Origin of the sequence: Rhodococcus sp. PSBB066 (assembly GCF_017068255.1) — a bacterium.
GTDB lineage: Bacteria > Actinomycetota > Actinomycetes > Mycobacteriales > Mycobacteriaceae > Rhodococcus > Rhodococcus aetherivorans.
Window position 1 is genome coordinate 5,150,269 of sequence record NZ_CP070859.1, and the last position, 19,467, is coordinate 5,169,735.

General features: G+C 71.5%; 19 protein-coding genes. 8 read left to right on the forward strand and 11 right to left on the reverse strand.

The window, feature by feature from the left end; all coding sequences use genetic code 11:
* Positions 1 to 6 precede the first annotated feature (6 nt).
* Positions 7 to 594: a suppressor of fused domain protein gene (locus JYA75_RS23325; protein ID WP_006938753.1), complete on the reverse strand. Its 588-nt coding sequence runs from the start codon at positions 592 to 594 to the stop codon at positions 7 to 9.
* Between the two features lie 94 nt (positions 595 to 688).
* Here JYA75_RS23325 and JYA75_RS23330 point away from each other — a divergent pair, with 94 nt between their 5' ends.
* Both JYA75_RS23330 and JYA75_RS23335 read left to right on the forward strand, forming a co-directional pair.
* Entirely contained in the window at positions 689 to 1,534 is an 846-nt protein-coding gene (locus JYA75_RS23330; protein ID WP_006938754.1) for a ParB N-terminal domain-containing protein, read from the forward strand.
* A gap of 188 nt (positions 1,535 to 1,722) precedes the next feature.
* On the forward strand, positions 1,723 to 3,426 hold the full coding sequence (locus JYA75_RS23335) for a RecQ family ATP-dependent DNA helicase (RefSeq protein WP_185713674.1): 1,704 nt from the start codon (positions 1,723 to 1,725) through the stop codon (positions 3,424 to 3,426).
* 155 nt (positions 3,427 to 3,581) lie between these two features.
* Here the strand turns inward: JYA75_RS23335 and JYA75_RS23340 are convergent, their stop codons facing one another.
* Together JYA75_RS23340 and JYA75_RS23345 are read right to left on the reverse strand one after the other, a co-directional pair.
* On the reverse strand, positions 3,582 to 4,115 hold the full coding sequence (locus tag JYA75_RS23340; RefSeq protein WP_006938758.1) for a DUF1360 domain-containing protein: 534 nt from the start codon (positions 4,113 to 4,115) through the stop codon (positions 3,582 to 3,584).
* 76 nt (positions 4,116 to 4,191) lie between these two features.
* The gene (locus tag JYA75_RS23345; RefSeq protein WP_029542486.1) at positions 4,192 to 5,298 is read right to left on the reverse strand and encodes a winged helix DNA-binding domain-containing protein; all 1,107 of its coding nucleotides are present in this window, start codon (positions 5,296 to 5,298) and stop codon (positions 4,192 to 4,194) included.
* A gap of 124 nt (positions 5,299 to 5,422) precedes the next feature.
* On the opposite strand from JYA75_RS23345, the gene JYA75_RS23350 reads away from it, so the two are divergent.
* Positions 5,423 to 6,943 carry an MFS transporter gene (locus JYA75_RS23350; RefSeq protein WP_102799362.1) on the forward strand — a complete coding sequence of 507 codons (1,521 nt, stop codon included), beginning with the start codon at positions 5,423 to 5,425 and terminating at the stop codon, positions 6,941 to 6,943.
* A gap of 10 nt (positions 6,944 to 6,953) precedes the next feature.
* On the opposite strand, the gene JYA75_RS23355 is transcribed toward JYA75_RS23350, so the two are convergent.
* The 7 genes from JYA75_RS23355 to JYA75_RS23385 all read right to left on the reverse strand — a co-directional run bounded on the left by JYA75_RS23355 (position 6,954) and on the right by JYA75_RS23385 (position 13,811).
* Entirely contained in the window at positions 6,954 to 7,766 is an 813-nt protein-coding gene (locus JYA75_RS23355) for a hypothetical protein (RefSeq protein WP_006938762.1), read from the reverse strand.
* Between the two features lie 22 nt (positions 7,767 to 7,788).
* Entirely contained in the window at positions 7,789 to 8,958 is a 1,170-nt protein-coding gene (gene ugpC, locus JYA75_RS23360; RefSeq protein WP_006938765.1) for a sn-glycerol-3-phosphate ABC transporter ATP-binding protein UgpC, read from the reverse strand.
* Positions 8,959 to 8,963: 5 nt separating this feature from the next.
* Positions 8,964 to 9,800 carry a carbohydrate ABC transporter permease gene (locus tag JYA75_RS23365; RefSeq protein ID WP_006938767.1) on the reverse strand — a complete coding sequence of 279 codons (837 nt, stop codon included), beginning with the start codon at positions 9,798 to 9,800 and terminating at the stop codon, positions 8,964 to 8,966.
* A gap of 1 nt (position 9,801) precedes the next feature.
* On the reverse strand, positions 9,802 to 10,767 hold the full coding sequence (locus JYA75_RS23370; protein ID WP_006938769.1) for a sugar ABC transporter permease: 966 nt from the start codon (positions 10,765 to 10,767) through the stop codon (positions 9,802 to 9,804).
* On the reverse strand, positions 10,764 to 12,098 hold the full coding sequence (locus JYA75_RS23375) for an ABC transporter substrate-binding protein (RefSeq protein ID WP_065922826.1): 1,335 nt from the start codon (positions 12,096 to 12,098) through the stop codon (positions 10,764 to 10,766). The genes JYA75_RS23370 and JYA75_RS23375 overlap by 4 nt, the downstream gene beginning before the upstream one ends.
* A gap of 136 nt (positions 12,099 to 12,234) precedes the next feature.
* A complete protein-coding gene (locus JYA75_RS23380; protein WP_003936099.1) occupies positions 12,235 to 12,723 on the reverse strand; it encodes a general stress protein in 489 nt (162 codons plus the stop codon).
* Positions 12,724 to 12,854: 131 nt separating this feature from the next.
* Positions 12,855 to 13,811 (reverse strand): CoA ester lyase, encoded by a 957-nt coding sequence (locus JYA75_RS23385; RefSeq protein WP_029542478.1) that lies wholly within the window; start codon positions 13,809 to 13,811, stop codon positions 12,855 to 12,857.
* A gap of 58 nt (positions 13,812 to 13,869) precedes the next feature.
* On the opposite strand from JYA75_RS23385, the gene JYA75_RS23390 reads away from it, so the two are divergent.
* The 5 genes from JYA75_RS23390 to JYA75_RS23410 all read left to right on the forward strand — a co-directional run bounded on the left by JYA75_RS23390 (position 13,870) and on the right by JYA75_RS23410 (position 18,939).
* Positions 13,870 to 15,144: a CBS domain-containing protein gene (locus tag JYA75_RS23390; RefSeq protein WP_029542476.1), complete on the forward strand. Its 1,275-nt coding sequence runs from the start codon at positions 13,870 to 13,872 to the stop codon at positions 15,142 to 15,144.
* The gene (locus tag JYA75_RS23395) at positions 15,137 to 15,664 is read left to right on the forward strand and encodes a DUF1003 domain-containing protein (protein ID WP_029542474.1); all 528 of its coding nucleotides are present in this window, start codon (positions 15,137 to 15,139) and stop codon (positions 15,662 to 15,664) included. The genes JYA75_RS23390 and JYA75_RS23395 overlap by 8 nt, the downstream gene beginning before the upstream one ends.
* 88 nt (positions 15,665 to 15,752) lie before the next feature.
* The gene (locus tag JYA75_RS23400; protein WP_168579376.1) at positions 15,753 to 16,742 is read left to right on the forward strand and encodes a hypothetical protein; all 990 of its coding nucleotides are present in this window, start codon (positions 15,753 to 15,755) and stop codon (positions 16,740 to 16,742) included.
* A 159-nt stretch (positions 16,743 to 16,901) separates the two neighbouring features.
* Positions 16,902 to 17,780 (forward strand): lytic murein transglycosylase, encoded by an 879-nt coding sequence (locus JYA75_RS23405; RefSeq protein ID WP_203329437.1) that lies wholly within the window; start codon positions 16,902 to 16,904, stop codon positions 17,778 to 17,780.
* Between the two features lie 25 nt (positions 17,781 to 17,805).
* Positions 17,806 to 18,939, forward strand: a complete 1,134-nt coding sequence (locus JYA75_RS23410) for a P-loop NTPase (protein ID WP_006938786.1) — start codon at positions 17,806 to 17,808, stop codon at positions 18,937 to 18,939.
* Positions 18,940 to 19,009: 70 nt separating this feature from the next.
* Here the strand turns inward: JYA75_RS23410 and tatB are convergent, their stop codons facing one another.
* Entirely contained in the window at positions 19,010 to 19,390 is a 381-nt protein-coding gene (gene tatB, locus JYA75_RS23415; protein WP_006938788.1) for a Sec-independent protein translocase protein TatB, read from the reverse strand.
* Positions 19,391 to 19,467 lie beyond the last annotated feature (77 nt).

The following is a 19,467-nucleotide window of genomic DNA, read 5'->3' on the forward strand; positions in this document are numbered from 1 at the left end:
CGCGATTCACATGCGGGCCGGGGCGCGGTTCGGGTCCCGCACGTCGATGCCGGCCTCCGACCACGCCTCGCGCAGCGCAGCGCCGCCGCGCAACCGCTTCCACGCGGCCTCGGTGCCGGTCAGCGGTATCACCTCGAAGAACCGCACCGGGTCGGCGGGCTCGGGCAGCACCAGGTCGGGGACGTCGCTCGGCTCGAGCATCACCGCGGTGAAGGTGGCGCCCTGCCACAGCGGCTCCCCCAGGTCGAGCAGGGCGTCGTCGGTGAGGACGACGCCCTCCACCGCGGGCAGGGCCGCGAGCGTCGCGAGCGTGCGGACCAGTCCCGGGAGACTGCCGCTGAGGCCGCGCACGCTGAGGATCAGCTCGGCGCGCGGCCCGCGGGTCGGGTCGGCGACCGTCGCGGTGGGGTCGCCCATCGGGTGCCGCGAACACCCCAGGGTCGCGAACCGCACCAGGTCCGGCTGTTCCACGCGGAAGCGCAGCACCTCGATGGGTTCGAGGCCGAGGAACGTCACGGACGCCGTCTCCGGCTCGCCGCCCCCGAGGCGGGCGCTGAGATGGGCACGGACGGCGGGCAGCACGGCGTCGATCACCCCTGCAATGTAGACCCGAGGCGGGTCCCGCGCCGCCGGTGCGGCCTGCGCCGATCCGGCCGACCGGGGCCCCGTCCGCCGGTACCGTCGTGTAATGGTGCGAGACACCGGCTTCCCCGGCGCCGACGCCGGCGACGACTTCTCCCGGCAGCGGCGGCGCGCCGAGTACGCGCGGCTGATCGCGTGGCTGCGCCGCGAACCCGAGGACGTCAACGCCGTGCTGCCGTTCGACGCCGTGGTGCGGGCCCTCGGCCGGGTCGGGGAACGGCGCCTGGGCCTGCAGAGCATCGACGTGGCCTCGATCGTCGGCAGCGTGGACCGCACCGAGGACTTCGACCGGCGGTTCCGGCCCACGTCGGCGCGGCTGCGCCAGCGGTGGGAGAAGCTGGCCACGGCCCGCCGCCGGGGCGAGGCGGTGCCGCCGATCACGGTGTACCGCATCGGGACGATGCATTTCGTGGTGGACGGGCACCACCGCGTCTCCATCGCCTACGCCCGCGGTGACGCGACCATCGACGCCTACGTGACCGAGATCGTCACCCGGATCTCGCCGGAGGGCGTGACCCAGCACTCGGACCTGATGCGCAAGGACCATTACCGGATGTTCCTCAGCCGGGTGCCGCTCACCGGCAGCCGGCGTGATGCGGTGACCGTCCGGGACCCGTGGGACTACGCGGAACTGGCCGAGTGCATCGAGGCGTGGGGCTTCCGGCTCATGCAGGAGCGCGGCGAGTTCCTCACCCGCGACGTGGTGGCGCAGCGGTGGTTCGACGAGGAGTTCGTACCGGTGGTCGACATGGTGCGGGCGGCGGGGATGCTGCGCACCCGCACCGACGCCGAGGCGTATCTGTGGCTGGCCGGCGAACGGTACCGGCTGGTGCGGCGGCACGTGTGGAACGAGGAGATCATCGAGCGGCTGCGGCGGCGGGCCCCGCGGTGAGCGCACGCCCACCGGTTTGGTCCCGGGGCGCCGGAGGTATCCCCGGTCAGCTACCGAGGGCGCCCACCGAACGCCCGGGTGCCTCGGCCGGTCGAGAAGCGTGCCGGCGCCGGTCCGCGCTGGGGTTGGGGACTCCATGCGCTCCGTACCCTGGTCGGGAGGACCGGGCCCACGACAGGAGGACACGCTTGACGGCGACCGTGCAGGACGCAGCCGACACGACCGGACCGCGTGACATCCGGGCCGAGCTACGGGCGGCCGCGCGCCGCGTGTTCGGCTGGGAGGAACTGCGTCCCGGCCAGCTCGACGCGATGGAACCGCTGGTGCGGGGCCGGGACGTGCTCGCGGTGATGGCCACCGGATCGGGCAAGTCGGCGATCTACCAGGTGCCGGCGTTGCTGATCGAGGGCACGACTCTGGTGATCTCCCCGCTCATCGCGCTGCAGAACGATCAGATCGCAGGTCTCGACGCCACCTCGGCGCCGGACGCGGTCGCGATCAATTCCCGGCAGCGGGCCTCGGCGACCGCGGCCGCGTGGGAGACGATCCGGGAGCGCACCGTGGAGTACGTCTTCCTGGCGCCGGAGCAGCTCGCCAACGACGAGGTGGTGGCCCGTCTCGCCGACGCGCACGTCTCCCTCGTGGTGGTCGACGAGGCGCACTGTGTGTCCGCGTGGGGCCACGACTTCCGGCCCGACTACCTGCGCCTGGCCGACGCGCTCGACCGGCTCGGCCGGCCCCCGGTGGTGGCGCTTACGGCCACCGCGTCGCCGCCGGTGCGGCAGGAGATCGTCGAGGAGCTGCGCCTGCGCGACCCGGTGGTGATCGCCAGCGGATTCGATCGGCCCAACATCGATCTGGCCGTCGAGCGGTACACGACCGACGCCGAGAAACGCCGGGCGGTGATCGAGACGGTCGCCGGACTCGAGACGCCCGGGCTGCTGTACACCGCGACGCGCAAGGACGCCGAGTTCTATGCGGCCGAACTGGCCGAACGGGGACTGCGAGCGGCCGCGTACCACGCCGGCCTGGCGTCGGCCACGCGCGAGCGGGTACACCACGGGTTCCTCGACGGCCAGTACGAGGTGGTGGTGGCGACCTCCGCGTTCGGCATGGGCATCGACAAGCCCGACGTGCGGTTCGTCGCGCACGCCTCCGCGCCGGATTCCGTGGACAGCTACTACCAGCAGATCGGCCGGGCCGGGCGCGACGGGCTCGAGGCGAAGGCGCTGCTGTTCTACCGGCCCGAGGACCTCTCGCTCGCGAAGTTCTTCACGACCCACCGCCCGGACGAGGAACTGCTCGGCCGGGCGTTCACCGCGCTGCGGCGGGCGAAGGCCCCGACGCGACTGAAAGACCTACGCGCCGAACTGGATACCCGCGGCCGGACCCTGACCAACGCGGTCAACCTGCTCGAACGGGCCGGGGTGGTCTCCTCGGGACGCAAAGGGTTCACCGCACGCACCGTCGAGGTGGAGATCGCCGTCCGGCGCGCGGCGGAGGTGGCAGCGGTGGGCGAACGGATGGACCGCTCCCGCGTGGAGATGATGCGCGGCTACGCCGAAACCCGCGGCTGCCGAAGGCAGTTCCTGCTCGGGTACTTCGGCGAGTCGCTGATCGAACCGTGCGGCCACTGCGACTGCTGCCGCGAGGGGATCCCCGAGAGCCGGCCCGAGCCGGCGAATCATGTTCGTCACGAATCGATTCCGCTACACACCCGGGTCGTGCACGCGCAGTGGGGCGCCGGCGAGGTGATGAGCGCGGAGACGGACCGGATCACCGTGCTGTTCGACGGATACGGCTACCGCACCCTCTCGCTCGAGGCGGTCGAGGAGCACGACCTGCTGCGTCCCGAGAACTCGGAGCCCGAGCCGGAGCCCGACATCGCCTGACGTCCCCCAGGCGGGCCGGGCGGATGCGCCCGGTGCATCCGCCCGCGACTTCGGAATCCGCCCACGCCGCAGCACGGGCGGATTCCGAACCGGCGCGTGGATCCTGCACGGCCCGTCCTGCCCGAGACGGCACAGGGGGCGACGGGCCGCGGCGCTCACCCGACGCTCTGCTGCGCCTTCGCGTAGGCGAACTGCAGGAAATCCGCGCCGGCCAGGGCCGCGAACAGCCCGGCGACGAGCCGCGTCGGGCGCGGCGCGAAGACCATCCCGATCGTGAAGAAGGTCGCCACCCACACGTCGAAGCAGAACGGGCAGGTGAGCAGCTCCCCGAGGCTGTGCCGCAGGGTGTTCGTTCCGCGCACCTCCTCCGTCACCTCGGCGGGACCGCCCCGTCCCGTGTACCGGGTGAAGGGCGCCCGCAGGGGGCTGGTCACCGCGTCCTTCGTGACCGTCCGCGACAGCTTGTGCGTGCCCAGGGCGAGCACGATCAGGTCCTCGCCGCTCAACCGGTCGGGCAGCCGCCGGCCGGTCACCAGCGCGCCGATCACGGCGACGGTGACGAGCGTGCTGTACCCGGCAAGGACCGTCGCGTACCCCCGCATCGGGAGGTCCTCACCCGCCGTGTATTCGCGGGCGTGCCTGCGGGCGGTCTCCGCGAGGTCGAGGGACGTGTCGGTCTGATTGCTCATCTGCTGCTCCTGCGGGTAGTTCGGTCCGCCCGCCGGATACCCCGTCCGCGGGCGGGCCACGCCTGCCGCCGCGCGCCTACTGTTCGACGAACCGCACCTCGTGCACTTCGGCGGTCGCGGCAGCGAATCTCGTCAGCCGCAGACCTTCCTTCTCGACCGCCGCGCGCCGGGTGGCCGTCAGTCGCTGCCAGGGGGTCACCTCGAGCACGGCCGAATTCCTCGTGACGATGAGGTTCGCGGCCCCGGCGACGGTCCCGTCGACGAGGAAGGTCGAGCGCACGATGCCGTTCTGCGTCATGATCCGGCGACGGTGCTCGTCGGGGACGATCCGGGTCCGGTCGGCGTGCGAGAGCAGCACGTTGTCGTAGGGCGCAAGGATCCGCACCGGCGCCGGCGTCGCCGGTTCGGGTCGCGGGGCGTCGGGCAGGTCGAACACCTCGACACCGTTCTCGTCACGGAACACCTCGAGCGACGGACGCAACCGCTCGAAGACCTCACCGAGCCGTGTCAGCCCCGACCAGGTCTGCGCGTCGCGCACGCTCGCCGGCCCGAACGCGGCGAGGTATCGCCGGAGGACGACGGCCGGGTCCGCCCGTGCCGGGCCGCGACCGATCCACTCGTCGAGCGGCGTGAGTCTCGGCTGCCCGGAGCGCCCCCACAGCCCCCGCGGCGGCACCTGCACCAGCGGAAGCAGATTCCGCAGCCCGTAGGCGAGCGCGGCCGGGTCGCGGCCGGGGAACCGCTCGGCGAGCAGCGGGCGCAGTTCCTGCAGGCTGCGCGGGCCGTCGCGGAGCAGGTCGCGGCCCACGGCGGCGAGCTCGCGCAGATCCAGCCCCGCCAGACCGGCCGCATACTGGGTGTTGGTGGTCAGGTCCCGGTCCAGCAGCGGCTGGATCCAGTCCCGCAGGGCCACCGCGTCGGCCGCCGAGACGGCGAACACCGTGCCGCGCATGAGCACGATGCGCACCACGTCGCGTGATTCGAGGAGGTCGGCCAGGGCCGTCGGCCGGAACCGCCGCAACCGCGCCCACAGCGCGAAGTAGGGCGGGCTCGGCGCCTGGGCCTGCAAGCCCAGCAGATGCTCGACCAGCTCGATCGCGGGCAGGTCGCCGCGCCGCAGCAGGTGCTGCCGGGCGAGGGTGGCGCGGCCGAGCGCGCGGGCGGTGAGGGTGCGCGGCGTCACGGGGACACCCTGCCACGGCGGTCCGACGGCGGCCCGGGTTTCGCATGCGCCTGGACGGCGAGACCGAGCGTCCGGTAGATGTTTAGTTGAATTTAGTTTCATGTTGCAGCGTCGAGGAGAGCCGATGTCCGATCCGAGAGGTGCGCGGCTGCTGGTTCCCGTGCTGTGCTTCATCATCACCACGATCGCCGTGATGCAGACGTCCGTGGTGCCGATCGTCGGCACCATCCGCGACCAGCTGGGCGTGAGCACGACCGCCGCCGGCTGGGTGCTGACCGCGAACCTGCTCGCCGCCGCCGTCACCACGCCGCTGCTGGGCCGGCTGGCCGACCTGCGCGGCAAACGCCCGGTTCTGCTCACTGTCCTCGCCGTAGTGCTCGTCGGCTCGCTGCTGTGCGCCGCCACGGACTCGTTCGCGCTTCTGCTTCTCGGCCGGGTACTGCAGGGCGTGTCGTTCGCGTTGTTCCCCGTCGGCATCGCCGTGCTGCGCGCCGAACTGCCGCCGCAGCGGCTGATCGGCGCGATGGGCCTGTTCTCGGGCACGCTCGGCGTGGGTGGTGCGATCGGCATGGTGCTCACCGGCCTGATGGTCTCGGGCGGCGACTACCGCCGGGTGTTCTGGCTGGTGGCGGCGTTCAACGTCGTCGCGTTGCTGAGCGCCTTCCTCGTCGTGCCGAAGCGGCGGCGGGCCGAGGGAGGCCGGATCGACTGGCTCGGCGCGGCGCTGCTCGCCGTCGGCCTGGCGCTGGTGCTGCTCGCCCTGTCCGAGGGCGGAACGTGGGGGTGGGCGGCGCCGCCCACCGTCGCGAGCGCCGCCCTCGGCCTGGCCGTGCTCACCGGGTGGTTCCTCTTCGAACGGCACGTCGACGAGCCGCTCGTGCCGCCGCGGATGCTCACCCACCGGCCGGTGTTCGTGGTGCACGGCGCCGCGTTCCTCGTCGGCATGGCCATGTTCGTCAGCTTCCTCGCCACCGCATACTTCGTGCAGACCCCGCCCGCCGTCGCCGGATACGGGTTCGGCGCCACCGTGCTCGAGGCGACCGCGGTGTACATGCTCCCGGGCGCGCTCGTCGGTGTGGTCGCCGCGGCACTGGCGGGCCGGCTCATCCACCGGTTCGACGCCCGCTGGGTGCTGATCGGAGCGTGCGTTCTCGGGATCGCCGGCTTCGCCCTGGTGGCGGTCGTGCACGACCGGAGCTGGCAGCTGATCGTCTCCGGCATCCTCGTCACCACCTTCGTCAGTCTCGCCTATGCGGCGCTGCCGGCGCTCCTCGTCGCCGAGGTGCGCCCCGATCAGACCGGGGTCGCGAACAGCATCAATTCCATCGCCCGCACGGCGGGCAGCTCGCTCAGCAGCGCGGTGGTGACGACATTGCTGGCCACGCTGACCGTCGCCGGCACCGGCGGCGTCGTCCGCGAGAGCGCGTTCGTCGCGGCGTTCGCGCTGGGCGCCGCGGCCGCGGCCGCCGCCGCGGTGCTCGTTCTCGTCGGCGGGCAACCGGCGACGCGTCCGCTCAGCGACCGCGAGGAGGACGAGGTGGAGGCGACGGCCCTCGCTGCCGAATGGGGATCGGTGTCCGGTCTCGCCGCCACGCCCGTCGTCGCGGACGATCAGGCCGAGGCCGCCGCGGCGCGTCGGGGCTGATCGGGCGACGTCAGTCCTGCTCCCGCAGCGCGCGCACCGCCTCCTCCGCCTGCCGCGCCGCGTCCTCGGCCTTCGCGGCGTCCTCGTCGGCCGACCGGGCGGTGCGTCGCGCGAACTCGCGCCGCTGCTCCACCCGGCTCAGCTCCTCGCGCAACCGCGCGACGTGCCCGTCGAGTTCCTCGACCGCCGCGCGTGCCCGCGCCGCCACCGACTGCGCCTCGTCGGCGGTGTTCCGCGCCGCCTCCGCCTCGGCGACGGCGGTCTCCAGGGCGGCGGCGCGCCGGGTGCGCTCGGCCTCGTCCGCCTCGGTGTCCGTCCGTGCCGGCGGGGGCGGGACGACCGACAGCCCCACCGGGCCGAAGCCGCTGTAGTCCAGGGGCGCCTCGAGCCGGCCCCCGCGCACCTGCTCGGCCAGATCGGCGTCGGCGAGGGCGGCGTGCAGGGTCTGGCCGACCTCGCGCAGGGCCGCCTCCGACGCCCGCCGGCCATGCTCGGCGGCGAGGCGGGCCGCGGTCTTCTCGAGCGCACCGATCACCCGCCGTCGCTGCGTGGACAGCCGCCGCAGCTCGGACCCGGAGAGCTGGCGCTGCGCGGAGCGCAGGGCGTCGCCGAGCCCGAGCAGGGCCGTGACCTCCTCGGACTTCTCGCGGACGAGCATGTTCACCAGCCAGGCCGACACGGTCGGCTTGCGCAACCGGCCGACGGCCGCCGCGAGCTCGCGGTCTCCGGCCTCACGGGCGCGGGCGACGTGCTCGCTGCGGGCCGCGGTGAACTCGCCCGGATCGAGCCCGTACAGCTCGTCGGCGATGTCGTCGAGGTCCACCGGCCTACTATGCACCGCTCGGTCAGAGGGTGATGTTCTCCCCCGTCGCCTGGTCGAAGAGGGCGATCTTCGCCGGATCGAACCACAGCTGGACGGGCCGGCCCTTCGCGACGCCGGACTCGGCGGGCAGCCGCGCGACCATCGACCCGCCGGCGAGGTCGGCGACGCCGACGTCGGCCGCCAGGTCGTCGAGGTCGCTCGAATGCAGGTCCGGGGACTCGACGGTGAAGTACGCGTACTTGTCCGACCCCATCGATTCGAGCACGTCGACGTCCACGGTGAAGGTCGTACCCTGCTCACGCTGGGCCGGGTCCAGGAGCGTGGCGTCCTCGAAGTGTTCGGGCCGGACGCCGACGACGACGTCACGTCCCGGATTGTGCTTCTGCACGGCCGCCCACCGCTCGGCCGGCAGGGTAAAGTCGCCGATCACGGTGCGCACGCCGTTCGACTCGAGCTGGCCGGCCAGAAAGTTCATCGACGGAGAGCCGATGAATCCGGCCACGAACAGGTTTCTCGGCCGGTCGTAGAGCTCCTGGGGCGCGCCGATCTGCTGCACCAGCCCGCCGCGGAGGACGACCACCCGGTCGCCGAGGGTCATCGCCTCGGTCTGATCGTGGGTGACGTACACCGTGGTGGTGCCCAGCCGTTTCTGGAGGCGGGCAATCTCGGTGCGCATCTGCACCCGCAGCTTGGCATCGAGGTTGGACAGCGGCTCGTCCATGAGGAACGCCTTGGGGTTGCGCACGATCGCGCGGCCCATCGCCACCCGCTGACGCTGCCCGCCGGACAGATTCGACGGTTTGCGGTCGAGATGGTCCGTCAGGTCGAGGATCTTGGCGGCCTCGGTGACCTTCCGCTCGATCTCGTCCTTGGGCATCTTGGCGAGGGTGAGCGGGAAGGCGATGTTCTCCCGCACCGTCATGTGCGGGTACAACGCGTACGACTGGAACACCATCGCGATGTCCCGGTCCTTGGGCGCCTTCTCGTTGACCCGCTCGCCGCCGATGCGCAACTCGCCGGAGGAGATGTCCTCGAGCCCGGCGATCATGTTCAGCGTCGTCGACTTCCCGCAGCCCGAGGGACCGACCAGGATGATGAACTCCCCGTCGGCGATCGTCACGTCCACGTCGCTGACCGCCTTCGCCCCGTCGGGGTAGAGCTTGGTCACCTTGTCCAGCACGATTTCAGCCATCTGGGTCATCCCTTCACTGCGCCGGACGTCAGGCCGGCCACGATGCGACGTTGGAAGATCAGCACGAACACGATGATCGGGATGGTGATGACCACCGCGGCCGCCGCGATCGAGCCGGTGGGCTCCTCGAACTGCGAGGCCCCGGTGAAGTTGGCGATCGCCGCGGGCGCGGTGATGGACCGCTCGGTGGAGGTCAGCGAGATCGCGAACAACAGGTCGTTCCAGCAGAAGATGAACACCAGGATCGCGGCGGTGACGATGCCCGGCGCCGCCAGCGGCGCCACCACCTTTCGGAACGCCTGCCCGGGTGTGGCGCCGTCCATCTTGGCGGCCTTCTCGAGCTCCCACGGGATCTCCTTGAAGAACGCCGAGAGCGTGTAGATCGCCAGGGGCAGGGAGAAGGTGATGTACGGGATGATCAGGCCGGCCCACGTGTCGAACAGCCCGAGTTTGCGGATGATGTCGAAGAGCGGGCTGACGAGGGAGATCTGCGGGAACATCGCGATCAGCAGCGCCACGCCGACGAGGATCTTCTTGCCCGGGAAGTCGAGCCGCGCGATGGCGTAGGCCGCCATGGTGCCGATGACCACCGCGACCACCGTCGCGATCAGCCCGATACCGATGGAATTGATCAGTGCGCTGGTGAACGCGTCGGTGCGGAAGATCCCGCGGTAGTTGTCGAGTGTCCACTCCCGGGGAATGAACCGGCCGTCCTTGATGGTGCCGGCCGGCTTGAAGGACAGGCTGGCGATCCACACGACGGGGATCAGCGCGTACAGCAGGACGAGCAGGTTCACCACCGACCAGCTCAGCTTGCGGCGCGGGGTCTCGGTCGTCGTCATGTCACCGTTTCCCTTCCGGATCGGAGCCCGGTGCGGACGCCCCGAACAGCTTGATGAACACGAACGCGATGATGGCCACGCACAGGAAGATCAGGACGCTGATCGCCGACCCGATCCCGAGGTTGAACGCCTTGAACAGGTTGTCGTATCCGAGGATCGACACCGAGCCCGTGCCGTTGGATCCGCGCGTGAGGACGTAGATGTTGTCGAAGATGCGGAAGGCGTCGAGGGTGCGGAACAGCAGGGCCACCAGGATCGCCGGCTTCATCAGCGGCACGATGATCCTGGTCAGCCGCGTCCATGCGCCGGCGCCGTCGACCTGGGCGGCGCGCAGCAGGTCGTCCGGAACGAGGGCCAGCCCGGCGAGCAGCAGCAGCGCCATGAACGGGGTGGTCTTCCACACCTCGGCGAGCACGATGATCGCCAGCGACGGAAGCTGCTGCGTCAGTGGGGCACTGCCCTCGGGCAGGAGGTTCGCGAGGTAACCGGTGCCCGGCGTCCACGCGTAGTACCAGCTGTAGGCCGCGGCGACGGTGACGATGCCGTACGGGATCAGCACCACGGTGCGGACGGTGCCCTTGCCGACGATGGTGCGGTGCATGATCAGCGCCAGTGTCAGGCCGAGGACGAACTCGATCGCCACCGACACGACGGTGATCCCGGCGGTCACGGCGAACGCCTGCCACCAGAACGCGTCGGTGAGGACCGAGACGTAGTTGGCCAGTCCGACGAACTCGCGTTCGTCGGGGAACCGCAGGTCGTACCGTTGCAGGCTCAGCCAGACCGCGTACCCCACCGGGTAGGCCGTGACGGCGAGCATCAGCAGCGCCGCGGGTGCGACGAGCCACAGCCCGAGCCGGCGTTCGGCCTTCTTCCCTTCGGAGAGAAGGGCTTTCTCGCGCCGGGACGGTGCGGTCCGGGCGCCCTCGGCCGGCGGGACGGGTCTGGTTGCGGGCGTGGTGGTCACGGGATCAGCCCTTCCGAATTGACCGCCTTGCGAACCTGTTCCGCGAGTTCGTCGACCGTGCGCGGCGGATCGATCCGGTCGACCGGGTTGAGCGTGGCGGTGATGAGCGTCGAAATGCTCTGGTAGGCGGGCGAAACCGGGCGCACCGCCGCGTTCTCGAGGCTCTCGCGCACCTCCCGCCACACGGGATACGCCTGCTGGAACTCCGGGTCGTCGTAGAGCGAGGCGAGAGTGGGCGGAACGCCGCCGTCGACGGCGTTGTTGCGCTGGTTCTCCTCGTTGCGCAGGCACTGCATCGCCTCGAACGCCAGGTCGGGGTTGCGGCTGGTGCGCGCGACAGCGATGTTGAACCCGCCGATGGTGACCCGTGCGGGCGTGCCGGCGATCACCGCCGGGTACGGCGCGGGGAGGAAGTTCTGCTCGCCGTTCACCGTCAGCACCGTGTTGCCGGTGTTCTCGGCGGTCACGTTGCCGTTGTCGTCGATGGAGGGCAGGAAGCCCTTCTCGGCGTTCTCGAGGATGCCGGGGTAGACGAACGGCCAGTTCACCTGGAAGGCGGCCTTGCCGCTCTCCATGCCCAGGCGGGCGGCGGCCTCGTCGGACTGGTTCAGCGACGGATCCGCACCGGGCGCCGTCGCCACGCGCTTCATGATGTCGAGGGCCGTCACGGCGGCGTCACCGTCGGCCACGGTGACGGTGGTGCCGTCCTCGGCGACGACGGATCCGCCCGCGCTGGCGAGCAGGGTGTTGAACCACACCATCAGGCCCTCGTACTGGCGGGCCTGTACCCCGATCCAGCTGGGCCGGCCCTCGTCCGCGAGCCCGCTCGCGATGTCGATCATCTCGTCCCACGTCTGCGGCGGGCGGCCGCCGGGCATCAGGTCCTTGCGGTACCAGAGCAACTGGGTGTTCGTGTTCAGCGGAGCCGCGTACAGGGTGTCCTGCCACGTCGCCGAGGCCAGCGGCCCGGCGAGGGTGCCCTCGGACACCGAGGCCGCGACGTCCGGCGGCAGCGGCAGCGCCCATCCCGCCTCGGCGAACTCGGCCGTCCACACCACGTCGAGGGTCATCAGGTCCAGCGTGTCGTCCTCGCCGGTGAGCCGCCGCGCGAGCTGCAGCCGCTGGTCGTCGGCGCCCTTCGGCAGGGTGCGCTGCTCGATCGTGTACCTGCCGCCGGCGGCGGCCGTGCAGTTCGCCGCCGCGGCGGCGTACTGCTCCGCACCGTCGGCGGCGGTGTAGAAACTCAGTACCGTCCCGCTCGACTCGCTGCCGCACGCCGCGACCGACGACAGCGCGAGCACCGCCGCGGCACCCACCAGTCCGACCCTCACCGCCCGTCTCCGCACCGCAGCCTCCGCCCGTCGTCCAGCGCGACGGTGACTTCCGTCACACTTGGTGCGAACGTAACGCACCGGGCGCCGGCGCGCGACCCAACTGCCGCCCGGAGCGGAACTGTGATCGAACGGTTTACAACGCGAGCTTGGCGAGCAGGTCCCGGGCCCGTTCGGCGTTGCGCGGCGCGCACAGCACGTCGTAACGGCCGGCCACCAGCTGCATCGTCGACGAGAAGTCACGCTGGCCGCGCGTCGCGGCGTACGGGATCGTCGTGGAGATCAGGCCGAAGACGATGCCGCCGACCATGCCGACGAGCAGGGGGCCGAGGAAGTCGGTCGAGAAGATCCCGAGCAGCAGGCCGAAGAACAGACCGAGCCAGGCGCCGGAGGCGATGCCGCCCCCGATCACCTTCGCCCACGTCAACCGGCCGGTGACCCGCTCGACCTGCATGAGGTCGACGCCCACGATGGTGACGTCCTCGACCGGGAAGGACTGGTCCGAGAGGTGGTCGACAGCCCGCTGCGCCTCGGCGTAGGTGGTGTACGAACCGACCGGCCAGCCGCTCGGCGGAGTCGGCAGGCCCGGCGTGGCGCGTCCCGGCTGTCCGAGGGGGTTGGTCATCTTCGGCTCCTTCTCGTGACTGCGCGCCCCGATCCGGCGCACCTGTCCATTCTGCCCGTGTGCGCCTTCGGCGCCGGTGCGTCCTTTGGGTTGTTTCCGCCGCCCGAAGGACGCACCGGCGGCGCAGCCGCCTACTGCGGCGGCTCGAACTTCGTGGTGCGGGTCATCCCGGCCGCCCGGCCCTTCGCGGAGATCACCAGCGCCATCTTGCGGCTGGCCTCGTCGATCATCTCGTCCCCGAGCATCGCGGCGCCGCGCGCGCCGCCGGCCGCGGAGGTGTGCCACTCGTAGGCGTCGAGGATCATCTCGGCCTTGTCGTAGTCCTCCTGCCGCGGGCTGAAGACCTCGTTCGCGGCGTCGATCTGGCTGGGGTGCAGCACCCACTTGCCGTCGAAGCCGAGGGCAGCGGTCCGCTGCGCCGAGCGCCGGAACGCCTCGACGTCGCGGATCTGCAGGTACGGCCCGTCGATCGCCTGCAGGCCGTGGGCCCGGGCCGCCATGAGGATGGTCATGAGGATGTGGTGGTAGGCGTCGCCGCGGTCGTAGCCGTCGGGCTGCTCACCGACGACGAGGGTGCGCATGTTGATGCTCGCCATGAAGTCGGCCGGGCCGAACACCAGGGTCCGGACGCGCGGGCTCGCCGTGGCGATGGCGTTGATGTTGGTCAACCCGAGTGCGTCCTCGATCTGCGGTTCGATGCCGATGCGGCCCACCTCGAGGCCGTGGGCCTTCTCCACCTGGGTCAGCAGCAGATCGAGCGCCTGCACGTGGCTCGCGTCGGGGACCTTCGGCAGCAGGATCGCGTCGAGGTGCGCGCCGGCGCCGCCCACCACGGTGGCGACGTCGAGGTAGGTGGCGTCGGTCGTCCAGTCGTTGACCCGCACCACCTTCAGCTGCTCGCCCCATCCGTCCTCGTTGAGGGCCTCGACGATCGTCGTGCGGGCCTGCTCCTTCGCCAGCGGGGAGACGGCGTCCTCGAGGTCGAGGAACACCTCGTCGGCGGCGAGGCCCTTGGCCTTGTCGATCATCTTGCGGCTGCTGCCGGGAACGGCGAGCACGGACCTTCGGGGCCTGAAGTCGAACGACATGGGCTGGGCAGACCTCCGTGTTCCGAAATCGACGACCGCACGTTCTAGCCTGACCATCATGGCAGCAGTGAGCAAGGTATTCGCGGCGAGGCTCGCCGGTCTGGTGGTCCTCGGGCCCGACGGCGAGTCGATCGGCCGGGTGCGCGACGTCGTGCTCACCATCCGGATCGGCCGGCAGCAGCCCCGGGTGCTCGGCCTGGTCGTCGAACTGCCAACGCGCAAGCGAATATTCGTGCCGATGCTGCGGGTGACGGCGATCGAGCCGGGCGCCGTCACCCTGAACACCGGCAACGTGAGCCTGCGCCGGTTCACGCAGCGGCCGACCGAGGTGCTGGCGCTCGCGCAGGTGCTCGATTCGAAGGTCCGGGTCGACGATCCCGAGCTGGGCGAGCTCGCGGGCGTGGACGTGGTCGTCGTCGACCTCGGCATCGAACTGACCCGCACCCGGGACTGGCTGGTCTCGCGGGTGGCCGTGCGCGCGCACCGCGGCCGGCTGGGCCGGAGGTCCGCGATCCACGTCGTGGACTGGCAGCACGTGCACGGTCTGACCTACACCAACCTCGGGATGCCCGGCCAGGGCGTCTCGCAGCTGCTGCTGCAGTTCGAGGACATGCGCGCCGCCGACGTCGCGAACGCGCTCCGCGAGCTGCCGGAGAAGCGCCGGCACGAGGTGGCGGTCGCGCTGGACGACGAGCGGCTCGCCGACGTCGTGCAGGAGCTGCCCACCGACGACCAGACCGATCTGCTGATGCACCTCGAGGTGGAACGCGCCGCGGACCTGCTCGAGGCGATGGATCCCGACGACGCCGCGGATCTGCTCGGTGAGCTGCCCGACTCGGAGGCCGAGTCGCTGCTCCGCCTGATGGATCCGGAGGATTCGGAGCCGGTGCGGCGGTTGCTCGAGCACTCCCCCGACACCGCCGGCGGCCTGATGACCCCCGAGCCGGTGGTGCTCACCCCGGCGACGACGGTGGCCGAGGCGCTGGCCCGGGTCCGCGACCCGGACCTCACGCCGGCGCTCGCGTCGATGGTGTTCGTGGTGCGGCCGCCCACCGCGACCCCGACGGGCAAGTATCTGGGCTGCGTGCACCTGCAGCAGCTGCTCCGGGAGCCGCCGGCCGGCCTGGTGGGCGGGATCGTCGACAACGACCTGCCGCGACTGGACCCGGACGACTCGCTCACCGCGGTCACCCGGTACTTCGCGACGTACAACCTGGTGTGCGGGCCCGTGCTGGACGACGAGGGGCACCTGCTCGGTGCCGTGACGGTCGACGACGTGCTCGACCACCTGCTGCCCGAGGACTGGCGCGAGGAGGAGGCCGACGATGAGTGACCGTTCCGCCGTGGCCCGGCAGCGCCTCGACACCCCCCGCACCGGCCGCTTCCGGGTCAACTTCGACGTCGAGGCCGTCGGGCGCGTCAGCGAGTCGATCGCCCGGTTCCTCGGCACCGGGCGCTATCTGGCCATCCAGACCGTCGTGGTGATCGTGTGGATCCTGCTCAACGTCTTCGCCGTCGCGCTGCAGTGGGACCCGTACCCGTTCATCCTGCTGAACCTCGCGTTCTCCACGCAGGCCGCGTACGCCGCGCCGCTGATCCTGCTCGCCCAGAACCGGCAGGAGAACCGGGACCGGGTCTCCCTCGAGGTGGACCGGGCCCGCGCCGCCCAGACCAAGGCGGACACCGAGTTCCTCGCGCGTGAGCTGGCGGCGCTGCGGCTGGCCGTCGGCGAGGTGGCCACCCGCGACTATCTGCGCCGCGAACTCGACGATCTGCGCGCACTGCTGATCGAGCCGGGGGAGGAGGACACGGCAACGACGACGGCCGGTAAACCGCGCCCTCCCCGCCGCTGAGACGTGACTCGCTGTAACGTTCATCACAGCCGGTCGATGGTGTCGGTGGGGTAACGGTCCGCGACGAGTAGGTCTGTGGGGTGATGGCGTGCGCTGGCAGGGTCTGATCGCGGTGCCGGTGGTGCTCGGCGCGGGGTTCGCGGCGGTCGCGTCGTCGCCGGCGACGGTGGCCGCGACGGAGAACACGGAGCCGGTCGTCGTGACGGCGGCGGACGGCAGCACCGGGGTCGGGGTACTGCCGGCGGATCCGGCGACGACGCGGCCCGTGCGCGGAGCCGCGAGCACGGCTCCCGATCCCGCCGCGGACCTACCGCCCGCGGTCACGGTCGCTCCCGGACAGCCGTCACCCGTGATGGCCGGTGAGGGCCCCCTGGCGATCCCCGAACTGGTGCTCTACGCGTACCGGGCGGCCGAGATGCAGCTAGCGATCAGCGAGCCCGGGTGCGCGCTGCCGTGGCATCTGCTCGCGGCGATCGGACGGATCACCTCGCAGCACGCCGATTCGGGACGCACCGACGTGCTCGGCACCCTCACCACCGCGCGTGTGGCCCCCGGGACCGGCAGGCTCGGGCCGATGCAGCTGCCCCCGGCGGTGTGGTCGCAGTTCTCGGCGGACGGCAATGCGGATGGCGCCGCCGACCCGCAGAACGTCTTCGACGCCACCCTGGCGGCCGGCACCTGGCTGTGCTCGGACGACGCTCGCCTCGCCGAGCCCGACGCCCGCGCCCGGGCAGCGGCCCGGTTCGACCCGTCGCCCGAGTTCGTCTCCAACGTGCAGGCCTGGTCGGCCGCCTACGAGAAGGGCGCCGCGGTCTCGCCGGGGATCGTCGTGCCACCCCCGATGCCGTCGGCCACGCCGGCCGTTCCGGCCTTGCCGAACACCGTCGACGTCGCCGAGACCGTCCCGGCTCCCGTCGCCGGGACCACCGGTGCGCCCCCACCGGGGCCGGTCCCGGCGCCCGCGGTCGAGCCGGACCCCGCCCCCGCGCCGGTCGTCGGGACACCGCCGCCCGCGCCGGTGCTGCCGCCGCTGCCGTGTCTCGTCCCGGCGCTGTGCCCGGCGCCGCCCGTGCCCTGATCCGGTCACGACTCGATCTCCCCGTAACCCCTCCCTGCCACCGTATGCCCAGCTCAGCGCGTTACATCACGGTAGGGTAACGGAAACGCATCACTTCATGTATGGTCGATACCGCCATGTAACGAAAGCGTCTCGGGGTAGGCGCCCAGGAGGTATCGAGTGGGCCGGCACAGAAAGCCTTCGGAGTCCAAGCTTCGCCGCAATTCGGTCATCGCCCTCACCGGACTGGTTCCGGTCGGCGTGGTCGCCGCCGCCACCAGCGCCGGTGCGAGCCCGAAGACCCTGTTCGGCGTCCAGGACACCGAAGCGGTGGCCGAGCCCGTGACCGCCGCGTCCGAGACCACCTACGTCGCCGACGGGGTCTCCCGCGACGTCGCCGCCGCAGCCGCCCTCATGACCGCCCCGGAGCCTACCGCGGAACCCGCGGCGGCCCCCGCGCCCGCCCCGGAGCCCGCCCCCGCCGCCCCGGCGCCGCTGCAGCCCGGCCCCCTCGGGATCCCCGGCATCAACTTCGCCGCCTACCAGAACGCCGAGCGGATCCTCGCCGCCGAGAACCCCGGCTGCAACATGTACTGGACGCTGCTCGCCGGCATCGGCCAGGTCGAGTCCGGCCACGCCAAGGGCGGCAAGGCCGACGACAAGGGCAACCTCCTCGAACCCGTGATCGGCCTGCCCCTCGACGGCAGCCTGCGCGGCCAGGCCGTCATCCGTGACACCGACGGCGGCACCCTGGACGGCGACGCCGTCTACGACCGGGCGGTCGGCCCCATGCAGTTCATCCCGTCCACGTGGAAGCTCTACGCCGGCGACGGTGACGGCGACGGCGACGCCGACCCGCAGAACCTGTACGACTCCACCCTCACCACCGCCAAGTACCTGTGCGACGGCGGAAACAACATGCACGACATCGCGCAGGCCACCAAGGCCATCCATCGCTACAACAACTCCATGGCATACGTTGCCAACGTGCTCGCCTGGTCGGCCGCCTATTCGACCGGTGTCACCCCCAGCGCGGCGGACCTGCCGCGCATCCACTGATCGGGCGCCACCTACGATTGATGCCATGGCAGTCAGCGAGTCCGACGTTCGCAGCGCCCTGGCGCGGGTTCAGGATCCCGAGATCCGCAAGCCCATCACCGAGCTCGGCATGGTCAAGAGCATCGAGATCGGCGGCGACGGCAGCGTCGACGTCGGCATCTACCTGACAACCGCCGGCTGTCCGCTGCGCACCGAGATCACCGACCGCGTCACCAAGGCCGTCGCCGACGTCGCCGGGGTCTCCGCCGTGCGCGTCGAACTCGACGTCATGACCGACGAGCAGCGCACCGAGCTGCGCAAGTCGCTGCGCGGCGACTCCACCGAGCCGGTCATCCCGTTCGCCCAGCCCGGCTCGCTCACCCGCGTCTACGCGGTGGCCTCCGGCAAGGGCGGGGTCGGCAAGTCCTCCGTCACGGTCAACCTCGCCGCCGCGATGGCCGCGCGGGGCCTGTCCGTCGGCGTGCTCGACGCCGACATCTACGGCCATTCCATCCCACGGATGCTCGGCACCGACGCCAAGCCCACCCAGGTGGAGCGGATGATCATGCCGCCCGTCGCGCACGACGTGAAGATGATCTCCATCGCCCAGTTCACCCAGGGCAACACGCCCGTGGTCTGGCGCGGACCGATGCTGCACCGTGCGCTGCAGCAGTTCCTCGCCGACGTGTTCTGGGGCGATCTGGACGTGCTGCTGCTCGACCTGCCGCCCGGCACCGGCGACGTGGCGATCTCAGTCGCGCAGCTGATCCCGGGCGCCGAGATCCTCGTCGTCACCACGCCGCAGCAGGCCGCCGCGGAGGTCGCCGAACGGGCCGGCTCCATCGCGCTGCAGACCCGCCAGCGCATCGTCGGCGTCGTGGAGAACATGTCGTGGCTCGAACTGCCCGACGGTACCCGGATGGACGTGTTCGGCACGGGCGGCGGTCAGGCCGTCTCCGAGCGGCTCACCCGCGCCGTCGGCGCGACCGTCCCGCTGCTGGGCCAGATCCCGCTCGATCCGGCGGTGCGCGAGGCCGGCGACGCCGGCACCCCGATCGTTCTCAGCGCCCCCGAGTCGCCTGCGGGTACGGCGCTGCGCGAGATCGCCGAGAAGCTCGCCGTGCGGCGCCGCGGCCTGGCCGGCATGTCGCTGGGGATCGACACCACCCGCCACCTGTAGGCGCCTGCGGCGCCGGTGTGCCCTTTAGGTTGCTCCTGCCGCCCGAAGGACACACCGGCCGCGCAGCGGCCTACGTCGCGTCGGAGTCGATGGGGGGCTTCTCCCCGGCCGCCAGCGGCGGCGGGACGGGCTTGCTCACCGGCTTGGTGCCGGGCTTGTCGAAGTTGCCGGTGAGCAGCGAGTCGTCGCCGTCCAGCAGGTGCTTGGTGATGACCGCCTTGGGCGTCATGCCGCGCAGCTCGTTGAGTTCGGACAGGGGTTGACGCAGGTCGTCGAACTCGGGGCCCAGCTCCTCCTTCAGCTGCTCCTTCGCGCCGGACGCGTAGTCGCGGACCTGCCGCAGCGACTTGGTCACCCACGACACCGCGCCGGGCAGCCGCTCGGGGCCGAGGACCACGAGCGCCGCGACGAGGAGGACCATGAATTCGCCCCAACCGATGTTGCCGAACACCGCTCCAGGGTACGTGGTGCCGCGCCGTTCGCAGCCCGGAGGACCCAGGTCACAGCGAATTCCCAGCGAACAGGGAG